Genomic DNA, 19,765 nt, shown 5'->3' with positions numbered 1-19,765 from the left:
TTTTACTTCTCTTTTTTGTTGACCAGACCTTTGGTAAATTCATTTAGGGTTTCAACTTTTTCTTCAAAATCGCCCTTTATGGTTTTTCTAAATTCGTTGAGGTTTTTAACCAGGTCATCAATATTTTCCGGTATAACATCTTCAAAAAACTGTCGTAGCCTTTTGGCCGTGGTTGGGGATTTACCGTTTGTTGAAATCGCCACTTTCACATTCCCTTTGGTAACAATACCGCCCATGTAAAAATCACAGTATGGTGGGTTGTCTGCAACATTTACTAAAATTTGCCTTTCTCTACAATCACGATATACCTGTTCATTTACGGGTACGTTATCGGTAGTGGCAATGGCAATGTGTTTTCCTTTTAAAAATGATGCATCGTATATAGCATTATGCATCTTAATATTGAATTTATTGGCAAGTTCAATGGTTTCGTCCCTAAACATAGGTGCCACCATTTCTACTTGTGCATTAGGGCTAGACTTTAGAAGAAAAGTGAGTTTCTCTTGAGCCACATTGCCCCCACCAATTATTAAGATATGCAGGTTAGATACTTTTAAAAATATGGGATATAGCTCATTCCGTTCCATATGAAATTTTGTTTTCTTCTGTTTTGTAATTGATAGTAACACGTGTGCCCCTACCTATTTCTGAATTTATAAAAAGGCGTCCGTTGATATAATCTATACGTTCTTTCATAAAGAAAAGCCCCATGCCACCCTCACTATTGTTCTTTGGCAATTGAGCCAATAAAGTGTCATCAAAACCTTTTCCATCATCATCAATAACCACACTTAATATAGGATAAGAGTAATTTAAAGTAACCAAAATATAATTAGATTCGGCATACTTTATAGCATTGTTCACCGCTTCTTGTGTTACTCTATAAATGTTGGTTTCTGCCAAAGAATCAAATCTGATGTTGGCATCTGTCTTATTTTTGAAGAGAATGGTCTTACCGGTCAATTTAGACAGTTCGGCAGTCATTTTCTGTAATGCGGGAAAAATACCATGATCACCAAGTTCAGGTGGGGTAAGGTTAAAAGTAGCGGTTCTCACCCCTTTAATTAAATCTGATGTCAGTGCCTTTAAATAGGCGATTTTTTCTTTCGTCTTGGTCTTATCCTCAGTATCAATGGACTCAATATTGAACTTTAGAGCGGTCAACATTTGTCCAATACCATCATGAATATCTTTAGCAATACGTTTGCGTTCTTCTTCTTGTCCCTCTACGATTTGACTTGCCTGCAGTTTTTTCTGTTGCATACGCTCCTCAAAATTCTGCTGGGTCAATTCTTGTACTTTTAGCTGGTTTTCTTTTCGTTCTGTGATATCTGAACATAGAATTAAAATATCCTGTTCTAGAGTAGAATGGTGCATGGGAACAATAGACATGTCTAACCATATGGTTGTGCCTTTAGTGGTCACTACCTGCAACTCCTCTTTTCTAATGATATTTTTTCTGTTGATTTTTAGAACCTCTTTTAGATACGATTGCTGACCCTCTTCTACCGTTAGAATTTCTGAAATCGGCTTGTTTATCGGGGTGTTCGTGTGCCCTAATAGGTCAAGAAATTTTTTACTGATGAATACAATGCTACCGTCTTTTCTGATACTTGCAAAAAGGGCAGCATTGTCAATTACGAAATTCAGCTCTTGTAGTTCTTTTAACGAGCGTTCCTTTTCGTCATAGAGGCTTTGTATTTTTTCGAGCTGATTTTTAGACTCCGCATCTTTTCCTATTAAATGGCCAATGGTATTTTTAATTTGAATGGATAAGGGCCTGAAAATAACAAAGATTTCGAGCAGAAGAATCAATAGCGAAAAAGCAAGTAGCCAATATTCTTTTCGTTTTAATTTTTGAAGCTGTTCGTTACTACGTGCATCATACTCATTAACAATTTGGTCCATAAGATTTAAAAACTGCCGCTCATTATTTAATAAGGTATCTAAATCTGATTGTTCTACCGGTGCATTAATATTTTGTTGATGGGTAAATAGTACATGTTCTATGGCATTGACCATGGCATTATGATGCGGATCAAGTTTTTTGAACAATGATTGTACTTTAGGGTCATCTTCATAAGGCAGGTTAAAGGAGGCATCGCCTAAGTGAAGGCCCATATGGGAAACTTTCCAAATTTCTAGGGTTTTTGCAATTTCTGAAAGCACTAATTTTTTCTCCTCAGGGTTGTTCAGTGCTTTTAATAGCAAAGTCTCTTTAGTCAGTTTTTGACTAAAGGCACGTTGCCTACCCGCAATGTTTATAAGTTGAGAATCTCCAGATTGTGCCTTTAAATGTAGTTGAATAAGTACTTGGGCAATAATTACCGTAAGCGCAATAGCGGCCAATGCCAATAGGTACCATTTACGTATACGTATAAACGTAGCGGTGTCCAATGGTATGTTACGCTCGTTATGGTCCATAAAAAAGCAATCGTATATTAAACTAGGCGTGTACGGCCTTGGTAATTAAGTCTAAAGAGAATTTAGAAAGGGGAAGTTCTAGAGCTGCTTCTTGACCCTTGGTTGACATTTTTCTCCATGTTTTTTGAAGAATATCAATAGTTTTATCCTCTGGGTGTTTATGGGCAAAGGGTTCAAAATAGAACTCTAAAAAGACCAAACAAATAACATCTTCCAAAGTTTGGGTTTCTTCGTTTTTCTTTAGTTGTTTTTTTTGTAAAAGAAATTTGACATTGTCAATGGTTTCCTTGTCATAGCCTATATCTTCTAAAATAGAAGCGGCTTTTGTGGCATGGAACTTTTTTAATTCTTGTCTCCATCTCAAATACCCTTCACGGTTCATCTCGTAAGACTCTCTAGGAATTTCCCATCTACAGATATGTTGACATCTTGCGGTTAGGCGTAATGCTTCAGATGCATTGGGGTCAAAGGCATTTAGCCTTTCTGTCATACGTATACCGTACAAAACTTCTTTTGGGTAGGTAGCACCTTCAAAAACTTCGGTATTAGGATCTTGCTTATTGGCTTCGTCAAATTGTTGAAATGCTAGTAGTAATTTATCTGTGGTCGCCATAAGTCTTTTATTTACTCAAAGCTATTCAGAAAAGCCAACATACACAAAGTCCGACTCTATTTTTACAGGATATGTAGCAATGGGATCTAAAGTCCCGTTTAAATTTTCTCCGGTTTTTAAGGAAAATGTATTCTTGTGAAGTGGGCAGGCCACTTTAGCTTCCATATTTTCTTCACCGATCATACCTCTGGAAAGTACCATTTCCATTTTATGAGGACAAAGGTTTTGGCAAGCGTACCAAGTACCTTCTCTTGTAAAATTGAATACGGCAATCTGTTTGTCCTTATATTTTATACAAGCTCCGCCATTCTTAGGAAATTTAGAAATTGGCGCGGCCTTGAACCAAACCTTAACATCACTGGCAGCTACACTTGTATACGTATTCAAAACAGATAAAGACATAATTTCGTTTTTTTGATTTTTAATAATTTTCTACACTTAGATAATTGCAATACTGGTTTATAAATAACCAATAACTGTCAACCATCAACCGTTACGCCCACTCCTTTGGCATTTTTTGTTCTCTTAAAGACACAAATTCAATATTGTTATCCGTTTCTTCAGAATTTACAAAGTGTGTATAGCGCTCTCTTATTTCTGGAGTTTCTACCGCTTCTTTCCATTCACATACATAAGAATCTACCAAGGCTTGCATTTCGGCATCCAATTCATCAACAATGCCCAAAGAGTCGTTGATAACAACGTTTTGTAAATAGGTAATACCACCTTCTAATTTCTCTAACCAAGGTGCGGTTCTTTGTAAAGGTTGTGCTGTTTTTATGTAGAACATTATAAAACGATCTACATATTTGATGGCGGTTTCCTTATCAACTTTTTCAGCAAGTAAAAGGGCATGTTTAGGCGTTGCACCACCATTACCACCTACATAAACGTTCCATCCGCCTTCAACGGCAATAAATCCGAAGTCTTTGCCCCTTGCTTCTGCACATTCACGAATACAACCCGAAACGCCACCTTTAAATTTATGTGGAGATCGTATGCCTTTGTACCGGTGTTCTATTTCAATAGCAAAACTTACGCTTTCATCCATACCATAGCGGCACCATGTAGATCCCACACAACTTTTTACCGTACGTAAAGATTTTCCATAAGCTTGGCCCGTTTCAAATCCTTCGGCAATCAATTCTTCCCAAATAGGAGGTAATTCGTGCAGTTTTGCTCCAAACATATCTATGCGCTGGCCACCGGTAATTTTGGTGTAGAGGTCATATTTTTGAGCTATTCTTCCAATGGCCATTAATTGTTTAGGTGTAATCTCTCCGCCAGCAACCCTTGGTACAACAGAGTAGGTACCGTTACGTTGTATATTGGCCAAATAACGGTCATTACTATCCTGTATGGTTTCTTGCCTGTTGGCGGTTTCATTATATAGACTAGCAAATATTGCGGCAACTGCCGGCTTACATACCTCGCAACCATGCCCGGTACCTACTTCATCTAATAGGGTATCATAATCAGTAATTCCCTTTAATTTGGCAAGATCAAAAAGCTCTTGGCGAGAATAATCAAAATGTTCGCACAAGCGCTCTTTTACCGTTTTCCCTAAAGTCTTTAAGCTCTCCTTGATTAAGTCTGCCACCATAGGTTTACACCCGCCACAACCTGTTGTTGCCTTTGTGGCTTTGGCTACATCTTTCATGGTTTCATTGCCATCTTCTAATACAGAACAGCAAACTTGGCCTTTGGTAACCGCTTCACAAGAACAAATAACTGCTGTATCGGGCAGGTCCATGGCACTACCAAAAGCAGAGCCGCCTTCACCTCTAGAACCAACGATCAGTTCTTCAGCGTTATCGGGCAGTGGCATATTGTTCAAATACATTTGGTGTAAAATGCTATAATCTTCTGCATCGCCCACCATTATTCCCCCTAAAAGGGTTTTACCGTCATGGCTTACGTTTATTCTTTTATAGATACCCTTTGTTTTGTTCTCGTAGATAATGGAAAGTCCCTTTTCCGCAGGCATATAAGGAATACCGAAACTGGCAACATCAACACCTATTAATTTCAGTTTGGTAGACATATCTATTTCCGGTTTCATGACAACCTCGTTTTGCTCAAGAATTTGATTTACGGCCACCTCGGCCATTTCATAGCCCGGAGCCACTAAACCGTAGATCATTTGGTTGTATAACGCTACTTCACCAATGGCAAATATAGTTGGGTCAGAGGTTTGCATTTTATCGTTGACCACTATACCGCCACGCACGCCCATTTCTAGATTACAGGTTTTGCCCAATTCATCTCTTGGACGTATACCGGCGGAAATGACCAACATATCTACATCTAGTTTATCATCTTCGCCAAAGTCCATACCTGTAATGGCGCCATTGCCCATAATACTATTGGTAGCTTTTCCTGTATGTATGGCAATACCTATGGATTCCAATGTTAATTGTAGTACGTTACTACTTCTGGAATCTAGTTGTCTAGGCATTAATTTTGGAGCAAATTCAACCACATGCGGTTCTAGCCCCATGTCCATGACAGCTTTTCCTGCCTCTAGGCCAAGTAGTCCGCCACCAAGAATAGCCGCTTTACCGTTAGGTTTAGTTTTTTTAATTTCTTCGGCATATGCTAGCATTGCCTCTAGGTCTTCTATGGTTCTATAAACAAAGACACCTTTTTTCTCTACGCCTTGTATTGGAGGAACAAATGGAGCAGAACCCGTAGCCAATACCAGGTAGTCATATTTAAATTCTTTTTCACTGGCGGTAGTAATGGTCTTTTTACTTCTGTGGATATCGGTGACCCTTTCATTGACCACTAATTCTATATCATTGTCCGCGTACCATTCCAAGGGAGCCATTTCTAGAGCTTTGGCATCTCTATTTTCAAAGAATTCGCTTAAGTGAACCCTATCATATGCTGCGCGTGGTTCTTCACCAAAAACAATTAGTTTAAAATGTTTGCTTTCTTCCCTTGCGGCAAATTTTTCACAGAATTTGTATCCTACCATTCCGTTACCGACAACAATTATTGTTTTCATACCCATATTGTTTAGCTACTTAGCAATATTACGTATAAATACGTATATAAATACTGATTTTATGAAAATAATTACGTATTCTTGTTGAAGAATCGATAATTAATAATGCTAAATACTATGAAGATGGAATTAGAAAAAACGGCAAAAGTAAGTTTAGTAGGTGCGGGTCCAGGAGCTAAAAACCTAATAACTGTAAGGGGTTTGAAGGTTTTGAACCAAGCCGATATTATTTTGTACGATGCATTGATCAGTGATGATCTATTATCTGAAATACGTACTGATATACCTAAGATATTTACGGGTAAAAGATGTGGTCAACATTCGCATTCCCAAGATGAAATCAATGAATTAATAGTAAAATATGCCTTTGAATACGGTCATGTGGTACGTTTAAAAGGTGGCGATCCTTTTGTATTTGGCAGGGCAAATGAGGAAATAGAATATGTAGAGTCATTTGGCATACCTGTTAGTGTAGTTCCTGGAATTTCCAGTGCTATAGCTGTACCATCTAGTCAAGGTATACCGATGACCAAAAGAGGAATAAGTAGTAGTTTTTGGGTAATGACGGCAACAAAAAGAGATGGTACGTTTTCGCAAGATTTGCAATATGCAGCAAAATCTTCTGCCACTATGGTTGTTTTAATGGGCATTAGAAAACTTAATGAAATAGTGAAAGAAGTTAGTAAATATAGGGGTTCAATGACGCCTATTGCGGTAATTCAAAACGGAACTACCCAACATGAAAAATGTTATGTAGCTACTTTAGATACATTGAACAATAGTATAGGGGAGGTTGATGTTACCAAACCGGGCATTATTGTCATTGGAGACGTGGTAGCTGATCATCCATCATTTTTTGAAGAAGAAGTACAGCGTATTCTACACCATGCTATTTAATCAAATAAAGGAGATTTCACCTTTATAGTAGTCTAATAAAAGGTAAACGGCAAGGCATTTTAGTGGCAGAAATTACACTATTTCAATTTTTTTGAGCATTTAATTTAGAATTGAATAATAGTAACAGGCTCATTTCCTTAATTCCTCAAAAATACGTAGTAATTTAAAATTATATTAAAAACTACGTATAATTACGTATTATTTATAGTAGGTTTGTATGCATTCAATAACGCAATCTGCTATATTATGGAAAATCAATCTAAAAAGTCCACCACCTTAAATTTAACGAATATAAAGAGTTTGCCCATTCGTACTTTTTGGATAACTTCAATTGCATTTTTCATTTGCTTTTTTGCATGGTTCGGTATTGTACCCTTCATGCCGGATGTTGTTAAAGATTTAGGGTTGACTCCCGATCAAAAATGGAACTCAATTATATTGGCGGTTACAGGAACCGTTTTCGCTAGACTATTAATAGGAAAGCTTTGTGATAAATATGGTCCTAGGTTATGTTATACCTATTTATTGATACTAGGAGCCATTCCCGTAATCCTTATCGGTTTTGTACAAACGCCGCTTCAATTTTTAATTTGCAGATTGTTTATTGGTTTTATAGGTGCTTCATTCGTAATCACCCAGTTTCATACATCTATCATGTTTGCACCCAATATTGTTGGTACCGCAAATGCAACTTCTGCCGGATGGGGTAATTTGGGTGGTGGTGCCAACCGTTTAGGTATGCCATTAATTGCTGCTGCAGTGGTAAGCTTTGGGGTTGCCGATGAAATTGCATGGAGATATTCAATGATCATTGCAGGTATCATTGCCATGCTAATGGGGCTTGTATATTATTTCTTTACCCAAGACACACCAGAAGGTAATTTTAAGGAATTAAAGGAGGCAGGTAAAATGCCGAAGCTAAAAAAAGATGAGGAATCGTTTTTAAGTGTTTTAACAGATTATAGGGTGTGGATTCTTTTCATTGTATACGCAGCATCTTTTGGAATGGAACTTACGGTGTATGGTACCATGGATGATTACTTGCAAAACACTTTTGGGTTAACAAGGTCCACTGCGGGTAATTTAGTACTTTCTTTTGCCCTGATGAATATATTTGCCCGAACCTTGGGCGGCTTTTTCGGAGATCGTTTCGGTAGATTAAAAGGCTTGCGCGGTAGGGTACTTTTCCTAACGGTCATATTGGCTTTAGAAGGAGTTATGCTCTCCGTTTTTTCAATGGCAACAAGCTTTGCCATGGGAATTGTATTTTTAATTGCTTTTAGTTTAACGGTACAAATGGCAGAAGGGGCAACGTTTTCGGTAGTGCCTTTTATAAATAAAAAAGCTATTGGTTCTATCTCTGGTATTGTTGGTGCAGGTGGTAATGTAGGTGCTTTTTTGGCGGCATTATTATTAAAATCAAAATCGGCTTTGGCAGAAACCAATGCCTTGGCCGCTAACGCTAATTTAGGTGAAGAAGCAATGAAGGCGGCTCAATCTGCTGCGGCATCGGGGGCTGTTTCAAGTGGATATTTACTTATAGGTGGCTTTGTTATAGTCACGGCACTTGTTACGCTGGCCATTAAATTCTCCGCCGAAGATGAAAAACTAGTCAAGGAAGAATTACAAATGGCAGATAAGTCCGTTATCAATTTATCGCCAAGTAGTATCTAAATTCATGTAGTTATGCGAGCAGGTGCTAATCATATATCAACACGTATTTCCGATCGATCGGAGCTGCTAGATAGTGCCTGTGGATTATGCTCCAATGAAAATTGTCTTATTCAAAAGAACATTCACACTTCTAGTATTGGCAAACTTGTAAAGGCAAGAAAAGAAATAAAGTGTAAAAAAGGACAGCAATTTATTATGGAAGGAGCTTCGGTAACCGGACTCTTCTTTCTTTTAAGTGGTAAGGTTAAAGTTTTAAGGACCGGGCTACATGGTAAAGAACAAATTGTTCGTTTTGCATCTCCAGGTGAAATCATTGGGCATAGAGGTTTTGGCACAGAAGAGACCTATCCAATTAGCGCCATTGCTTTGGTAGATTGCACCTTATGTTATTTTTCAAAAGAGTTACTTCAAGAAACATTAAGGGAAACACCTGGTCTTACGTATGATTTTATGCTGTTTTATGCCAATGAACTCAATCGTAGTGAAATTAGGGTAAAATCCTTATCTCAAATGACGGTTCGTGAACGGGTTATAGACACACTATTATATATTAACCGCAAATTTGGACAGGTAAATGGGTATTCTTCACTTTTATTAAGTAGGAGGGAATATGCAGATTATGCGGGTACTACCGAAGAGCAGGTCATAAGAATGTTCTCTATTCTTAAAAAAGAGGGCTTATTGATTACCAAAGGCAAAAGAATTGGTATTGCTGATATAGCATTACTTAAAAAAGAAATTTCAGAGCACAATTTCTATTTGGATAGTTAATAGTACGTACTATCTAATCACACATACTTACGTAGTTATTCTCAATATTCTCAGTATTTATATACTGCTGATAAATAGGTTGTTATTGGATAAAAACTGCTTTTTCGCAGTAAAGGATATGTGTTTTACTGGGTTAATTATATGGTGTAAAAAGAGGTTTAAACATACCTAATAGCATTAACAAAAGTATAGGATACGTATATATTTGCTTCAATAAGTATTAATACGTAGAAAACTAAATGATATGATTATGAAAAACATTTTTACTTCATCTATTTTAACCCTTTCCCTCGCTTTGGTGTTTACCGCTTGTGGAGATACAAAAAGTAAGAAAACCGAAGCGGTTACTGAAGAAGCTGTAACCTCAAAAACAAAAATACTGGATATTGAAAAGCCACAGTTAACTTTTGGTTTTATAAAATTGACCGATATGGCACCATTGGCCATTGCAAAAGAAAAGGGCTTTTTTGAAGAGGAAGGACTTTTTGTTTCGGTAGAAGCACAATCTAATTGGAAAAATGTATTGGATCGTGTTATTGACGGTCAATTAGATGGTTCGCATATGTTGGCAGGCCAACCAATTGCTGCAGGCGCAGGTTTTGGTAGACAAGCAGAATTGGTTACTCCGTTCTCTATGGATTTAAATGGAAATGGAATTACGGTATCCAATGACGTTTGGTCAAAAATGAAACCAAATGTACCTGCAGATTCAGATGGTAAGCCAATTCATCCTATTAAGGCAGATGCATTAAAACCTGTAATTACCTCTTATAAAAATGAAGGAAAACCTTTTAAAATGGGAATGGTTTTCCCGGTATCTACCCATAATTACGAATTGCGTTATTGGTTGGCTGCAGCAGGTATTCACCCAGGTATGTATACTGCGGATAATGTACAAGGGCAAATAGATGCCGAGGTTTTACTTTCTGTTACACCTCCACCACAAATGCCGGCTACATTGGAGTCCGGTACTATTTACGGATACTGTGTAGGTGAGCCTTGGAACCAACAAGCGGTATTTAAAGGAATAGGTGTTCCGGTTACTACCAACTATGACATTTGGAAGAATAATCCTGAGAAAGTATTTGTAATGACCAAGCAGTTTGTAGAGCAGAACCCTAACACGGCAATTGCGGTTACAAAAGCATTGATCAGAGCCGGTAAATGGTTAGATGAGCCTTCAAATAGAGTAGAAGCGGTTGAGATTCTTTCTATGTCTCAATATGTAGGCGCGCCAAAAGAAGTATTGGCAAATTCTATGACCGGTACTTTTGAATTCGAAAAAGGAGACAAACGAGAAATGCCAGATTTCAATGTATTCTATAAGTACAACGCAACATATCCTTTCTATTCTGATGGTATTTGGTTCTTAACTCAAATGCGTAGATGGGGACAAATTCCAGAAGCTAAAACTACAGACTGGTACGCTAGTACCATTAAGGACATCTACAGACCTGATATTTGGAAAAAGGCTGCGGATCTTTTGGTTGCCGAAGGTCAAATTCCTGCAACGGATATACCTGCAACAGATGGCTACAAAGCCCCTACGGCAGATTTTATAGACGGTACAACCTATGATGCCAAAGATCCAATTGGGTATATCAATAGTTTTTCTATAGGTAACAAAGACAAAAAGTAAGCACATTTATTCATTGACTTTAAACAAATTATTATGGAGCAAGAAATGGTCTTAAAAAACGAAAAAAGCATGTCTGCAAGTTTTAAGCAGGTACTTTTAAAACTTACACCAAGTGTAAAAAAGGATGGCATTATAAAATCTATGAAGAATGCTGGGATAACACTTCTATCCATCTTATTGTTTATAGGTTTATGGCATATGGGATCTAAAGCCCTTTACAACAAAGAGGCAGATTACAAGGTAGAAAAAGCGTTGCAAGAACGGGGTGAAGAAGCTGCAGCGGCAGAGCGAGCTTGTATAGAGTCGGGTGACAGTAGTTGCCAGCCCAACACCCTACCATCACCTACGCAGGTTTGGGCTTCTTTAAAATCTTTGGTCGCAGATCACCAAGTTATAAAAGCGGACAAGGCTGCCTTTGCGGAAAAATTGTCGGCTACCAATGAAAAATTAATTGCTCAGGGCAAAGATCCTATTGTTTATACGGGCAGGGCGTCATTTATAGATATAGTACTTACAAGTATTAAAACGGTATTTGCAGGTTTTCTATTGGCATTGTTGATTGCTGTGCCCATAGGTATCATAATAGGTCTTAGTCCGTCTTTACGTAGTGCGTTCAACTGGTTCATCCAAGTTTTTAAACCAGTATCGCCCGTAGTATGGTACTTATTGGTTTTTATGATCGTAAAAACTTTGTACATAGGCGATAGTTCAGATAATGCATTTGTTATTTCTTTTATCAGTGTTGGGTTATGTGCCATGTGGGCAACTTTGGTCAATACGGCAATGGGGGTATCATCGGTAGATAAAGATTATATCAATGTAGCCAAAGTATTGAAATTAGGCACGTTTCAAAAAGTATTCAAAGTAATACTGCCATCATCGTTACCCTTAATTTTTACAGGTCTAAGAATTACGCTTTCTGTTGCTTGGATGGTTTTGATCGCCATTGAATTGCTTGCACAAAGTCAAGGTTTAGGTCTTTTCGTTTGGGAGGAATTCCAGAATGGTGCCAACGACTCCAATTCAAAAATCATTGTGGCCATGTTCGTCATAGGTATCATTGGGTTTTTATTGGATAGGTTGATGTTGACCGTACAGAACATGGTTTCTTTCAACAAAAACGAGATGGCATAATTTATAAAAAGAAGAGCATGGCATACTTAGAACTAAATAATATATACAAAACCTATGGTGAAGGAGATGGAAGTACAGAAGTGCTGTCTAACATTAACCTCACCATGGATGAAGGAGAATTTGTTGCCATTGTAGGGTTTACGGGTAGCGGTAAGACCACCTTGGTAAATTTGATCAACGGCTTGTTACAGCCAACCAGCGGCGAAGTACTTTTTAAAGGAAAACCGGTAACCGATACCAGCCATGAACGTGGAGTTATTTTTCAAAACTATTCGCTATTGCCATGGTTAACTGTTGGGCAAAATATTTACATGGCGGTAAAAGAAGCTTTTCCAAAAGAAAGTAAAGCAGATTTAATGAAAAGGGTAAAAGAGTATGTGGCTATGGTAAGTCTTAGTCCCGCAATCAATAAAAGACCTAAAGAGCTTTCTGGAGGAATGCGTCAAAGGGTGGCGGTTGCACGTGCCTTGGCCATGAACCCTGAGATGATCATTATGGATGAACCTTTAGGAGCTTTAGATGCTTTGACCAGAGGTAATCTGCAAGATGAGATCTTGAATATTTGGAGCCAGGACAAGCGTACGGCATTATTAATTACCAATGATGTTGATGAAGGCATTTATATGGCAGATAGAATAATACCTCTTAAGCCGGGACCAAACGCCACTTTGGGTCCGGAGTTTAAAATAGATATAGAAAGGTCAAGGGATAAAACGGCCATGAATGACAATCCTGTTTACAAGAAAACCAGAAATGCCATTATAGAATATCTAATGAATATAGGCGAAGAGAGAAAAACGGTATCTAATGTAGAATATAAATTGCCAGAGCTTACACCAAAAAGTTTTGTCGCTTAAAGAATTGGAAAATGAATACAATAGAACAATCTAACGAAGTATATTCAGAGAACGGTATTATCTACCCATCCAAGGTAATGCTAGATTTGGCCGACTTAAAAAAAGTATACCCTACGCCAAAAGGGGATTATGTAGTTCTTGAAGATTTGAATTTACAGATCTTAAAAGAAGAATTCGTAACCATTATTGGACATTCAGGATGTGGTAAAACAACCATGCTTTCCATGATAGCAGGTCTTAATCCTATCTCTGGCGGTAATATTTCAGTTCTGGGAAATCTGGTAAAAGGTCCAGGTCCAGATAGGGGGGTTATTTTTCAATCTCCGAGCTTAATGCCTTGGATGACGGCACTTCAGAATGTCTTGTTAGGGGTCAACCAGGTTTTTCCTCATGCCACTAAAGGACAGCGAGAAGACATTGCCAAATACTATTTACACAAAGTAGGTCTTGAGAATGCCTTTCATAAAAAAGCATCTGAACTATCTCAAGGCATGCAACAACGTGTAGGTATTGCCAGAGCCTTTGCCATTAAACCAAAAGTATTGTTGTTAGACGAACCTTTTGGAATGCTAGACTCGTTGACCAGGGGTGAGTTGCAAGATATTCTCATAGAAATTTGGAACAAGGAGAAAATTACGGCGGTCATGATTACCCATGATGTGGATGAGGCCATTTTTTTAGCAGATCGTGTTATAATGATGACCAGTGGGCCTAGGGCAAAAATTGGGGATATACTCTCCATTGACTTTGAACGGCCACGAACTCGCAAATCCGTATTGGAAAGCGACGATTATTATACCTACAGAAAACACTTAATAGATTTTCTTGAACACTAACCATTAACTAACTCAAAATTTTAATTAGAAAGATTATGAAAAAACAATACTTAATCATCACCCTATTATTACTAACGGCTAACGCCATATATGCACAATTTACACTAGATGGTCAGTTTAGACCAAGAACGGAATACAGACATGGCTTTGGTAGTTTAATACCAGATGCGGCAGATGCCGGATTCGCCATTTCTACACGTGCTCGTTTAAATGCCAAGTATGAATCTGAGGCATATCAGTTTTATCTAAGCCTACAAGATGTAATGGTTTGGGGTGAGAACAGACAAATTCTACCAGATGATCAAAACGATTCTTTTGCTGTATTTGAAGCGTGGGCAAATATTAATTTAGGAAAGGGTTGGTCTACTAAATTGGGCCGTCAAGTGATATCTTATGATGACCAACGAATATTTGGCGGGTTAGATTGGGCACAGCAAGGAAGAAACCATGATGCCGGACTATTAAAGTACAAGAAAGATAAATTTATCTTGGACATAGGTTTGGCCTTTAGTCAAGATTTTGACAACCCAACAGGTTTTCAGTCTGTAGGTACGGCATATAATACAGCAGGATTTTTTACCTATAAGACCATGCAATATGTATATGCAAAACAACAATGGGATGGTTTTTCTGCAAGTTTCTTAGCCCTGAACAATGGCTTTCAAAATTTTGATGATACAGACGCTGCAGACGGTGTAAGCAATTTGCAAACAATAGGTACACACTTAAATTTTAAGCAAGGAAAGTTCAATGCTAATGCCAACTTGTTTTTACAAACGGGAGAAAGACAAAACGAAGTAAAATCTAGTGCCTATTTATTAGGTTTGGAATTGGGTTATAAAGCAAGTGATAAAGTAGCGTTGGGTATTGGTACAGAAGTAATCAGTGGTAATAAAGCGGATACTACGGACAAAACTGAGGCATTTTTTCCATTGTACGGTACCAACCATAAGTTCAACGGATTCATGGATTATTTCTACGTGGGTAACCATGCCAATTCTGTAGGTCTTTTTGATATTCATGCGAGTGCAAAATTCGATTTAGGCAAGCAGTCTAGCCTATTGGTAAAGGTGTTGAACTTTAGTGGCGAGCAAGAATTACCAAGTGGCGAGAAATCATTGGGTACTGAAATTGATTTGGTATTTGCGAAAAAATTCAAAGGCTACGGTTTGGCAATCGGGTACTCTCAAATGTTCGCTGCAGATGGTATGTATGAACTTAAGGGAATTACAGAAGAACTAGCTGCCAGTAGCCAAAATTGGGCATGGGTACAATTAACCATAAAGCCTCAATTTTTGAACACCAAAAAAGAATAGTATTTGTATTTAAATTAGTTTGGTTTTACGGTCTATACAGCACTTTTTGTATAGACCGTATTTTTTTAAAATTATATGTAATTTAGCGGCATACGTATAATTACCTATATTTTGAGTGAAATAACAAGAATAGTATTGGCAGATGATCACGCTTTGGTAAGGGACGGTATACGTTCTTTATTGGAAACAGAGTCTGATCTACAAGTGATCGGTGAAGCGTCTAACGGTAAAGAGGCCATTGATTTGGTAGGGGAAGTAAATCCCGATATTTTGATCATTGATATTAGAATGCCCGTTATGAACGGTATTGATGCCGTTGCCGAATTGACGCAAAGTAAATCTTCGGTGAAAACTATAATCTTGTCAATGCATGATTCTGAAGAGTATATCTTGAAATCCATTAGTTCTGGAGCCAATGGTTATTTATTGAAAGATACTGATAAATCAGAGTTCATTAAAGCTATACATACCGTTAGGGAAGGTGGTAAATATTTTAGTGGAGATATTAGTAATGTGTTGGTAAACAATCTTTTGAGCGGTAAAAATGAGATTGTAAAAAAAGAAGAAACACCAAAAAAGACTGGTGAAAATGTTTTTGACCTCACCAATAAAGAATTAAAAGTACTAGAGTTGGTACTCTCTGGCTTAACCAATCAGCAAATTTCCGAAAAGCTTCAGAATAGTAAGCGTACTATTGAAACGCATCGTTTTAACTTAATGCGTAAGATGGATGTAAAAAACCTTATTGATCTTTCTAAAAAATCGCAGAAGTATAATTTAATTTAATATCGTTTGTATTTGAGGTTGTTGTGCTACAAAAGAGAGCTGTAGCCTAAAACGGATATGATAAACAATTCTTTTTCAAATAGAGCTGAGGTTTAATACTTTAACGGGTATTAGCTCTAGAATGCTATTCTTTGACTTATTCTCAGTATTTCTCAGTTTTAATTTTGAATCACTAGTTTTTAGGCAAAACATTTATCATAAAAAAGTACGTATTTATACGTACTTTTTATAATTTGCAGTACACTTCTAACCATTCTTTATCTCTGGTAAAATGAATAGTACTAAAACTCATAAAACAATATGTTCTTATTGCGGTGTTGGCTGCGGTATGTTGGTAGATGTTGATGCAAAAGGAACAATAAGCGTAGATGGTAATCCTGATTATCCTTCAAATAAGGGCATGCTCTGTACCAAAGGGCGTAATCTAAATTACGTAGCGCAAGATACTACAGATAGAATTTTATATCCAGAGATGAAGTGGAGCCGCAATCACCCATTACAGCGGGTTTCATGGGATACCGCCTTTGAACGTGCTGCGGCGGTTTTTAAGAGTATCATTGCAAAACACGGACCAGATAGTGTAGGATTTTATGTGTCAGGCCAATGCCTAACAGAAGAATACTATCTAATAAACAAATTGACCAAAGGTTTTATAGGCACAAATAATATAGATACCAATTCTAGACTGTGCATGAGTTCTGCCGTAGTAGGATATAAGAAAACTTTAGGGGAAGACTCCGTTCCAATTTGTTATGAGGATATAGAATTGGCAGATTGTTTTTTAATAGCAGGAGCAAATCCGGCTTGGTGCCATCCTATTTTATATAGAAGGTTGGAAAAGCATAAAGAAGAAAATCCACAGGTTAAAGTAATTGTCGTAGATCCTAGAAAAACCCAAACCTGTGCAGGGGCAGATTTACATTTGCAGATTTTACCGGGTACCGATGTAATTTTATTTAATGCCATTGCGCGTAGATTAATAGATAAAAGAAAAATAGATGTCGCCTTTATTAAAAAACACACTGCAAATTTTGAAGCGTGTAAAGAAATGGCTTATACACTAACGCTCAAAGAGGCGGCTAAAAAATGTGGTATTCCAGTAGCGGATATACGTAAAGCGGCAGAGTATATTGGCAATGCCAAAAAGTTCATTAGTATGTGGACCATGGGGCTGAACCAAAGTGTTATAGGTGTTGCTAAAAATGTCTCGTTATTAAACCTATCGTTATTAACAGGTCAAATAGGAAAACCTGGTTCTGGTCCGTTTTCATTGACAGGGCAACCAAATGCCATGGGGGGTAGAGAAGTTGGTGGTATGGCCAGTTTATTGGCAGCCCATAAAAACTTGGGCAACCCTAAGCATAGAAAAGAAGTGTCCGACTTTTGGGGAGGCGGAGAAATTCAGGCAGAACCAGGGTATACCGCTACAGAAATGTTCGACGCCTTGGATGAAGGAAAGCTAAAGGCCATTTGGATCATCTGTACCAATCCTGCAGTTAGTATGCCCAATGTAAAAAAGGTAGAAAGAGCATTGAAAAAGGCAAAATTCGTGGTGGTACAAGACATATCACATAACTCGGAGACGACTAAATTTGCCGATCTTTTGCTACCTGCGGCGGGTTGGTTAGAAAAAGATGGTACCATGACCAATTCTGAAAGAAGAATTAGTTATCTGCCAAAAGTTATAGATGCCCCTGGCGAGGCCTTGCCAGATGCGGAGATTATTTGGCGTTTTGCACAAGCAATGGGCTATACAGGTTTTGATTATGCAAATAGTAGTGAGGTCTATGATGAGCACTGTTTGCTTACCAAGGGCACCGAAATAGATATATCTGGTCTGTCTTATGAAAGGTTGATTAATGAGGGTAGCTTTCAATGGCCCGTACCGCACAAAACACATAAGGGGACACCTAGATTATTTACAGATCGTAAGTTCTTTACCAATGATAAAAAAGCACATTTTAATGCCCCATCAACGCTTTATAACAAGTCAGAGGAAACGGATAACGAATATCCATTAATATTAAATTCAGGTAGGGTTCGCGATCAATGGCATACCCGTACCAAGACCGGTAAGGTTAAGAGGTTATTGACCCATATTCCACAACCTTATTTAGAAATGAATGCTGTTGATGCCTACTTAAGAAAAATTAAGGATGGAGATATTGCAGTGGTCAAAAGCAGACGTGGGCAGGTACAGGTGAAGGTACAGCTCAACTATGATATAAGAGAATCGGTAGTTTTTTTACCAATGCATTGGGGTAAAGTATTGAACAATGATTTTGGAAGGGCAAATAACCTGACCAACGATTTGGTAGACCCAATATCTAAAGAGCCAGATTTTAAATACTGTGCGGTTGAGGTCTCCAAATTTGTCAAAGAGAAGCAGAAGGTAGTAGTCGTAGGTGCCGGTGCCGCTGCATATCGTTTCATACAATCTTACAGAGAAAAAAATACAGAAGATGAACTTCATGTGTTTTCAAAGGAAAAAGATCCTTTTTATAATAGGGTTCTACTACCGGAATATGTTAGTGATGAACTTTCTTGGGAAGCTTTGGAAAAATTGAAGGAAGGTGAGTTGCAAAAGTTAGATGTCACCTTGCATTCCGGTATTTGTATTGACAATATCAATGCAGATGAAAAGACGATTTTAGATTCTTTGGGTAATGTGCATTCTTATGATCTGCTTATTATGGCAACGGGTAGTAGGGCATTTATTCCTAGTGATGTTCAAATAAAATTACCTGGTCGCTTTACCATGCGTGAAAGAGGCGATGCCGATAAGCTTAGAAAATATTTAGCGGAAACCGGTCTAAAGGCAAAAGATCAGAATGTGGTCATTGTAGGTGGCGGACTTTTAGGTTTGGAGCTTGCAGCGGCATTGAAAAAGATCAACATCAACATTAGCATTATTCAAAGGGCACCGCGTTTAATGGAACGTCAATTGGATAGTGTTGCAAGTAGGCTACTGGCAGAAGATGTCATGGAGCGCGGCATAAATCTCTATTTTGATAATGAGGTAAGTACTGTTTTTGAGGATAAGGGCCAAAAACATAGTCTTTTGGTGAATTTAAAAACTGGTAGAACCATTCAATGTAATGCCATTGTGTATGCCATTGGTACTAGGCCCAATATAGAATTGGCAAAACAGACTGGGGTTCATACCCGAAGGGGAGTCGTTGTAAATTCATACTTACAAAGTAGCGACCCTTCTATTTTTGCACTAGGTGAAATAGCGGAATACAAAAATTCACTTTTCGGAATTACGTCGGCAGCTGAACAACAAGCTGATATTGCGGCAAATTTTATTCTTGGCGATTTCAGCAGTATTTACAACGGGTCTGTTTTAATGAATATTTTAAAGTTCGAAAATTTAGATCTCTGCAGCATTGGCATGGTTAACTCACCGTTAGGGGATCCATCGTATGAAGAAATTATTCTAATGGATGTCAGCAAGCGCTTCTACAAGAAATGTATCGTAAAAGACGACACGCTTAAAGGTGCCATTTTAATGGGCGATAAAAATGAATTTGCAGAATTTAAAAGGCTCATAGAAGAGGAAATTGAACTCTCTGAAAAGCGGGATGAGCTATTACGTGGCGCTTCTACCTCTGTTCCGTTAAAGGGTAAATTAGTCTGTTCATGTAGTCAAGTGGGCGAGGGCAATGTTATTGATGCCATTAATGGCGGATGCTCCGAGTTCAACAAATTATGCTCAGAAACGGGTGCAGGTTTGGGCTGTGGTAGCTGTAAGCCAGAGATTAAGGAGTTATTACAAAAACAGCTGGTATTGGCTAATTAAAATGAT

Annotated in this window: 15 protein-coding genes; 10 read left to right on the top strand and 5 right to left on the bottom strand. The window is 38.0% G+C overall.

Annotated elements, in window-relative coordinates:
- Positions 1 to 2 precede the first annotated feature (2 nt).
- The 5 genes from YQ22_RS07840 to nirB all read right to left on the bottom strand — a co-directional run bounded on the left by YQ22_RS07840 (position 3) and on the right by nirB (position 6,047).
- The gene (locus tag YQ22_RS07840) at positions 3 to 587 is read right to left on the bottom strand and encodes a precorrin-2 dehydrogenase/sirohydrochlorin ferrochelatase family protein (RefSeq protein ID WP_071340732.1); all 585 of its coding nucleotides are present in this window, start codon (positions 585 to 587) and stop codon (positions 3 to 5) included.
- Complete coding sequence (locus YQ22_RS07835) at positions 574 to 2,424, bottom strand: sensor histidine kinase (protein WP_071340731.1); 1,851 nt, start codon at positions 2,422 to 2,424, stop codon at positions 574 to 576. Before YQ22_RS07835 ends, YQ22_RS07840 begins: the two co-directional genes overlap by 14 nt.
- A gap of 22 nt (positions 2,425 to 2,446) precedes the next feature.
- Positions 2,447 to 3,037, bottom strand: coding sequence for a DUF4202 domain-containing protein (locus YQ22_RS07830; protein ID WP_071340730.1), 591 nt, complete (start codon positions 3,035 to 3,037; stop codon positions 2,447 to 2,449).
- 21 nt (positions 3,038 to 3,058) lie between these two features.
- Positions 3,059 to 3,439 (bottom strand): nitrite reductase small subunit NirD, encoded by a 381-nt coding sequence (nirD, locus tag YQ22_RS07825; protein WP_071340729.1) that lies wholly within the window; start codon positions 3,437 to 3,439, stop codon positions 3,059 to 3,061.
- 91 nt (positions 3,440 to 3,530) lie between these two features.
- Positions 3,531 to 6,047, bottom strand: coding sequence for a nitrite reductase large subunit NirB (gene nirB / locus YQ22_RS07820; protein WP_071342538.1), 2,517 nt, complete (start codon positions 6,045 to 6,047; stop codon positions 3,531 to 3,533).
- A 123-nt stretch (positions 6,048 to 6,170) separates the two neighbouring features.
- Here nirB and cobA point away from each other — a divergent pair, with 123 nt between their 5' ends.
- The 10 genes from cobA to YQ22_RS07770 all read left to right on the top strand — a co-directional run bounded on the left by cobA (position 6,171) and on the right by YQ22_RS07770 (position 19,759).
- Complete coding sequence (gene cobA, locus YQ22_RS07815) at positions 6,171 to 6,944, top strand: uroporphyrinogen-III C-methyltransferase (protein WP_335626982.1); 774 nt, start codon at positions 6,171 to 6,173, stop codon at positions 6,942 to 6,944.
- A 246-nt stretch (positions 6,945 to 7,190) separates the two neighbouring features.
- The gene (locus tag YQ22_RS07810; RefSeq protein WP_071340727.1) at positions 7,191 to 8,618 is read left to right on the top strand and encodes an MFS transporter; all 1,428 of its coding nucleotides are present in this window, start codon (positions 7,191 to 7,193) and stop codon (positions 8,616 to 8,618) included.
- 12 nt (positions 8,619 to 8,630) lie between these two features.
- Positions 8,631 to 9,389 (top strand): Crp/Fnr family transcriptional regulator, encoded by a 759-nt coding sequence (locus YQ22_RS07805; protein WP_058104635.1) that lies wholly within the window; start codon positions 8,631 to 8,633, stop codon positions 9,387 to 9,389.
- Positions 9,390 to 9,639: 250 nt separating this feature from the next.
- Positions 9,640 to 11,028, top strand: a complete 1,389-nt coding sequence (locus YQ22_RS07800; RefSeq protein WP_071342537.1) for a CmpA/NrtA family ABC transporter substrate-binding protein — start codon at positions 9,640 to 9,642, stop codon at positions 11,026 to 11,028.
- Between the two features lie 33 nt (positions 11,029 to 11,061).
- Positions 11,062 to 12,162, top strand: coding sequence for an ABC transporter permease (locus YQ22_RS07795; protein ID WP_058104636.1), 1,101 nt, complete (start codon positions 11,062 to 11,064; stop codon positions 12,160 to 12,162).
- 17 nt (positions 12,163 to 12,179) lie between these two features.
- Positions 12,180 to 13,019, top strand: coding sequence for an ABC transporter ATP-binding protein (locus YQ22_RS07790; protein WP_071340726.1), 840 nt, complete (start codon positions 12,180 to 12,182; stop codon positions 13,017 to 13,019).
- 11 nt (positions 13,020 to 13,030) lie between these two features.
- A complete protein-coding gene (locus YQ22_RS07785) occupies positions 13,031 to 13,855 on the top strand; it encodes an ABC transporter ATP-binding protein (RefSeq protein ID WP_071340725.1) in 825 nt (274 codons plus the stop codon).
- Positions 13,856 to 13,890: 35 nt separating this feature from the next.
- Positions 13,891 to 15,171, top strand: coding sequence for an alginate export family protein (locus YQ22_RS07780; protein WP_071340724.1), 1,281 nt, complete (start codon positions 13,891 to 13,893; stop codon positions 15,169 to 15,171).
- A gap of 111 nt (positions 15,172 to 15,282) precedes the next feature.
- Entirely contained in the window at positions 15,283 to 15,957 is a 675-nt protein-coding gene (locus tag YQ22_RS07775) for a response regulator transcription factor (RefSeq protein WP_071340723.1), read from the top strand.
- A 271-nt stretch (positions 15,958 to 16,228) separates the two neighbouring features.
- Positions 16,229 to 19,759 (top strand): nitrate reductase, encoded by a 3,531-nt coding sequence (locus YQ22_RS07770; RefSeq protein WP_071340722.1) that lies wholly within the window; start codon positions 16,229 to 16,231, stop codon positions 19,757 to 19,759.
- Positions 19,760 to 19,765: the final 6 nt, after the last annotated feature.

Origin of the sequence: Maribacter sp. 1_2014MBL_MicDiv, from assembly GCF_001865655.1 — a bacterium.
GTDB lineage: Bacteria > Bacteroidota > Bacteroidia > Flavobacteriales > Flavobacteriaceae > Maribacter > Maribacter dokdonensis.
The sequence above is the reverse complement of the archived record's forward strand: the minus strand, read 5'-3'. Positions and strand labels throughout refer to the sequence as shown.

Bases quoted from the DNA above. Each gene is read 5' to 3' on its own strand.
- YQ22_RS07840 (WP_071340732.1), bottom strand. From the start codon at position 587: ATGGAACGGAATGAGCTATATCCCATATTTTTAAAAGTATCTAACCTG.
- YQ22_RS07835 (WP_071340731.1), bottom strand. From the start codon at position 2,424: ATGGACCATAACGAGCGTAACATACCATTGGACACCGCTACGTTTATA.
- YQ22_RS07830 (WP_071340730.1), bottom strand. From the start codon at position 3,037: ATGGCGACCACAGATAAATTACTACTAGCATTTCAACAATTTGACGAA.
- nirD (WP_071340729.1), bottom strand. From the start codon at position 3,439: ATGTCTTTATCTGTTTTGAATACGTATACAAGTGTAGCTGCCAGTGAT.
- nirB (WP_071342538.1), bottom strand. From the start codon at position 6,047: ATGAAAACAATAATTGTTGTCGGTAACGGAATGGTAGGATACAAATTC.
- cobA (WP_335626982.1), top strand. From the start codon at position 6,171: ATGGAATTAGAAAAAACGGCAAAAGTAAGTTTAGTAGGTGCGGGTCCA.
- YQ22_RS07810 (WP_071340727.1), top strand. From the start codon at position 7,191: ATGGAAAATCAATCTAAAAAGTCCACCACCTTAAATTTAACGAATATA.
- YQ22_RS07805 (WP_058104635.1), top strand. From the start codon at position 8,631: ATGCGAGCAGGTGCTAATCATATATCAACACGTATTTCCGATCGATCG.
- YQ22_RS07800 (WP_071342537.1), top strand. From the start codon at position 9,640: ATGAAAAACATTTTTACTTCATCTATTTTAACCCTTTCCCTCGCTTTG.
- YQ22_RS07795 (WP_058104636.1), top strand. From the start codon at position 11,062: ATGGAGCAAGAAATGGTCTTAAAAAACGAAAAAAGCATGTCTGCAAGT.
- YQ22_RS07790 (WP_071340726.1), top strand. From the start codon at position 12,180: ATGGCATACTTAGAACTAAATAATATATACAAAACCTATGGTGAAGGA.
- YQ22_RS07785 (WP_071340725.1), top strand. From the start codon at position 13,031: ATGAATACAATAGAACAATCTAACGAAGTATATTCAGAGAACGGTATT.
- YQ22_RS07780 (WP_071340724.1), top strand. From the start codon at position 13,891: ATGAAAAAACAATACTTAATCATCACCCTATTATTACTAACGGCTAAC.
- YQ22_RS07770 (WP_071340722.1), top strand. From the start codon at position 16,229: ATGAATAGTACTAAAACTCATAAAACAATATGTTCTTATTGCGGTGTT.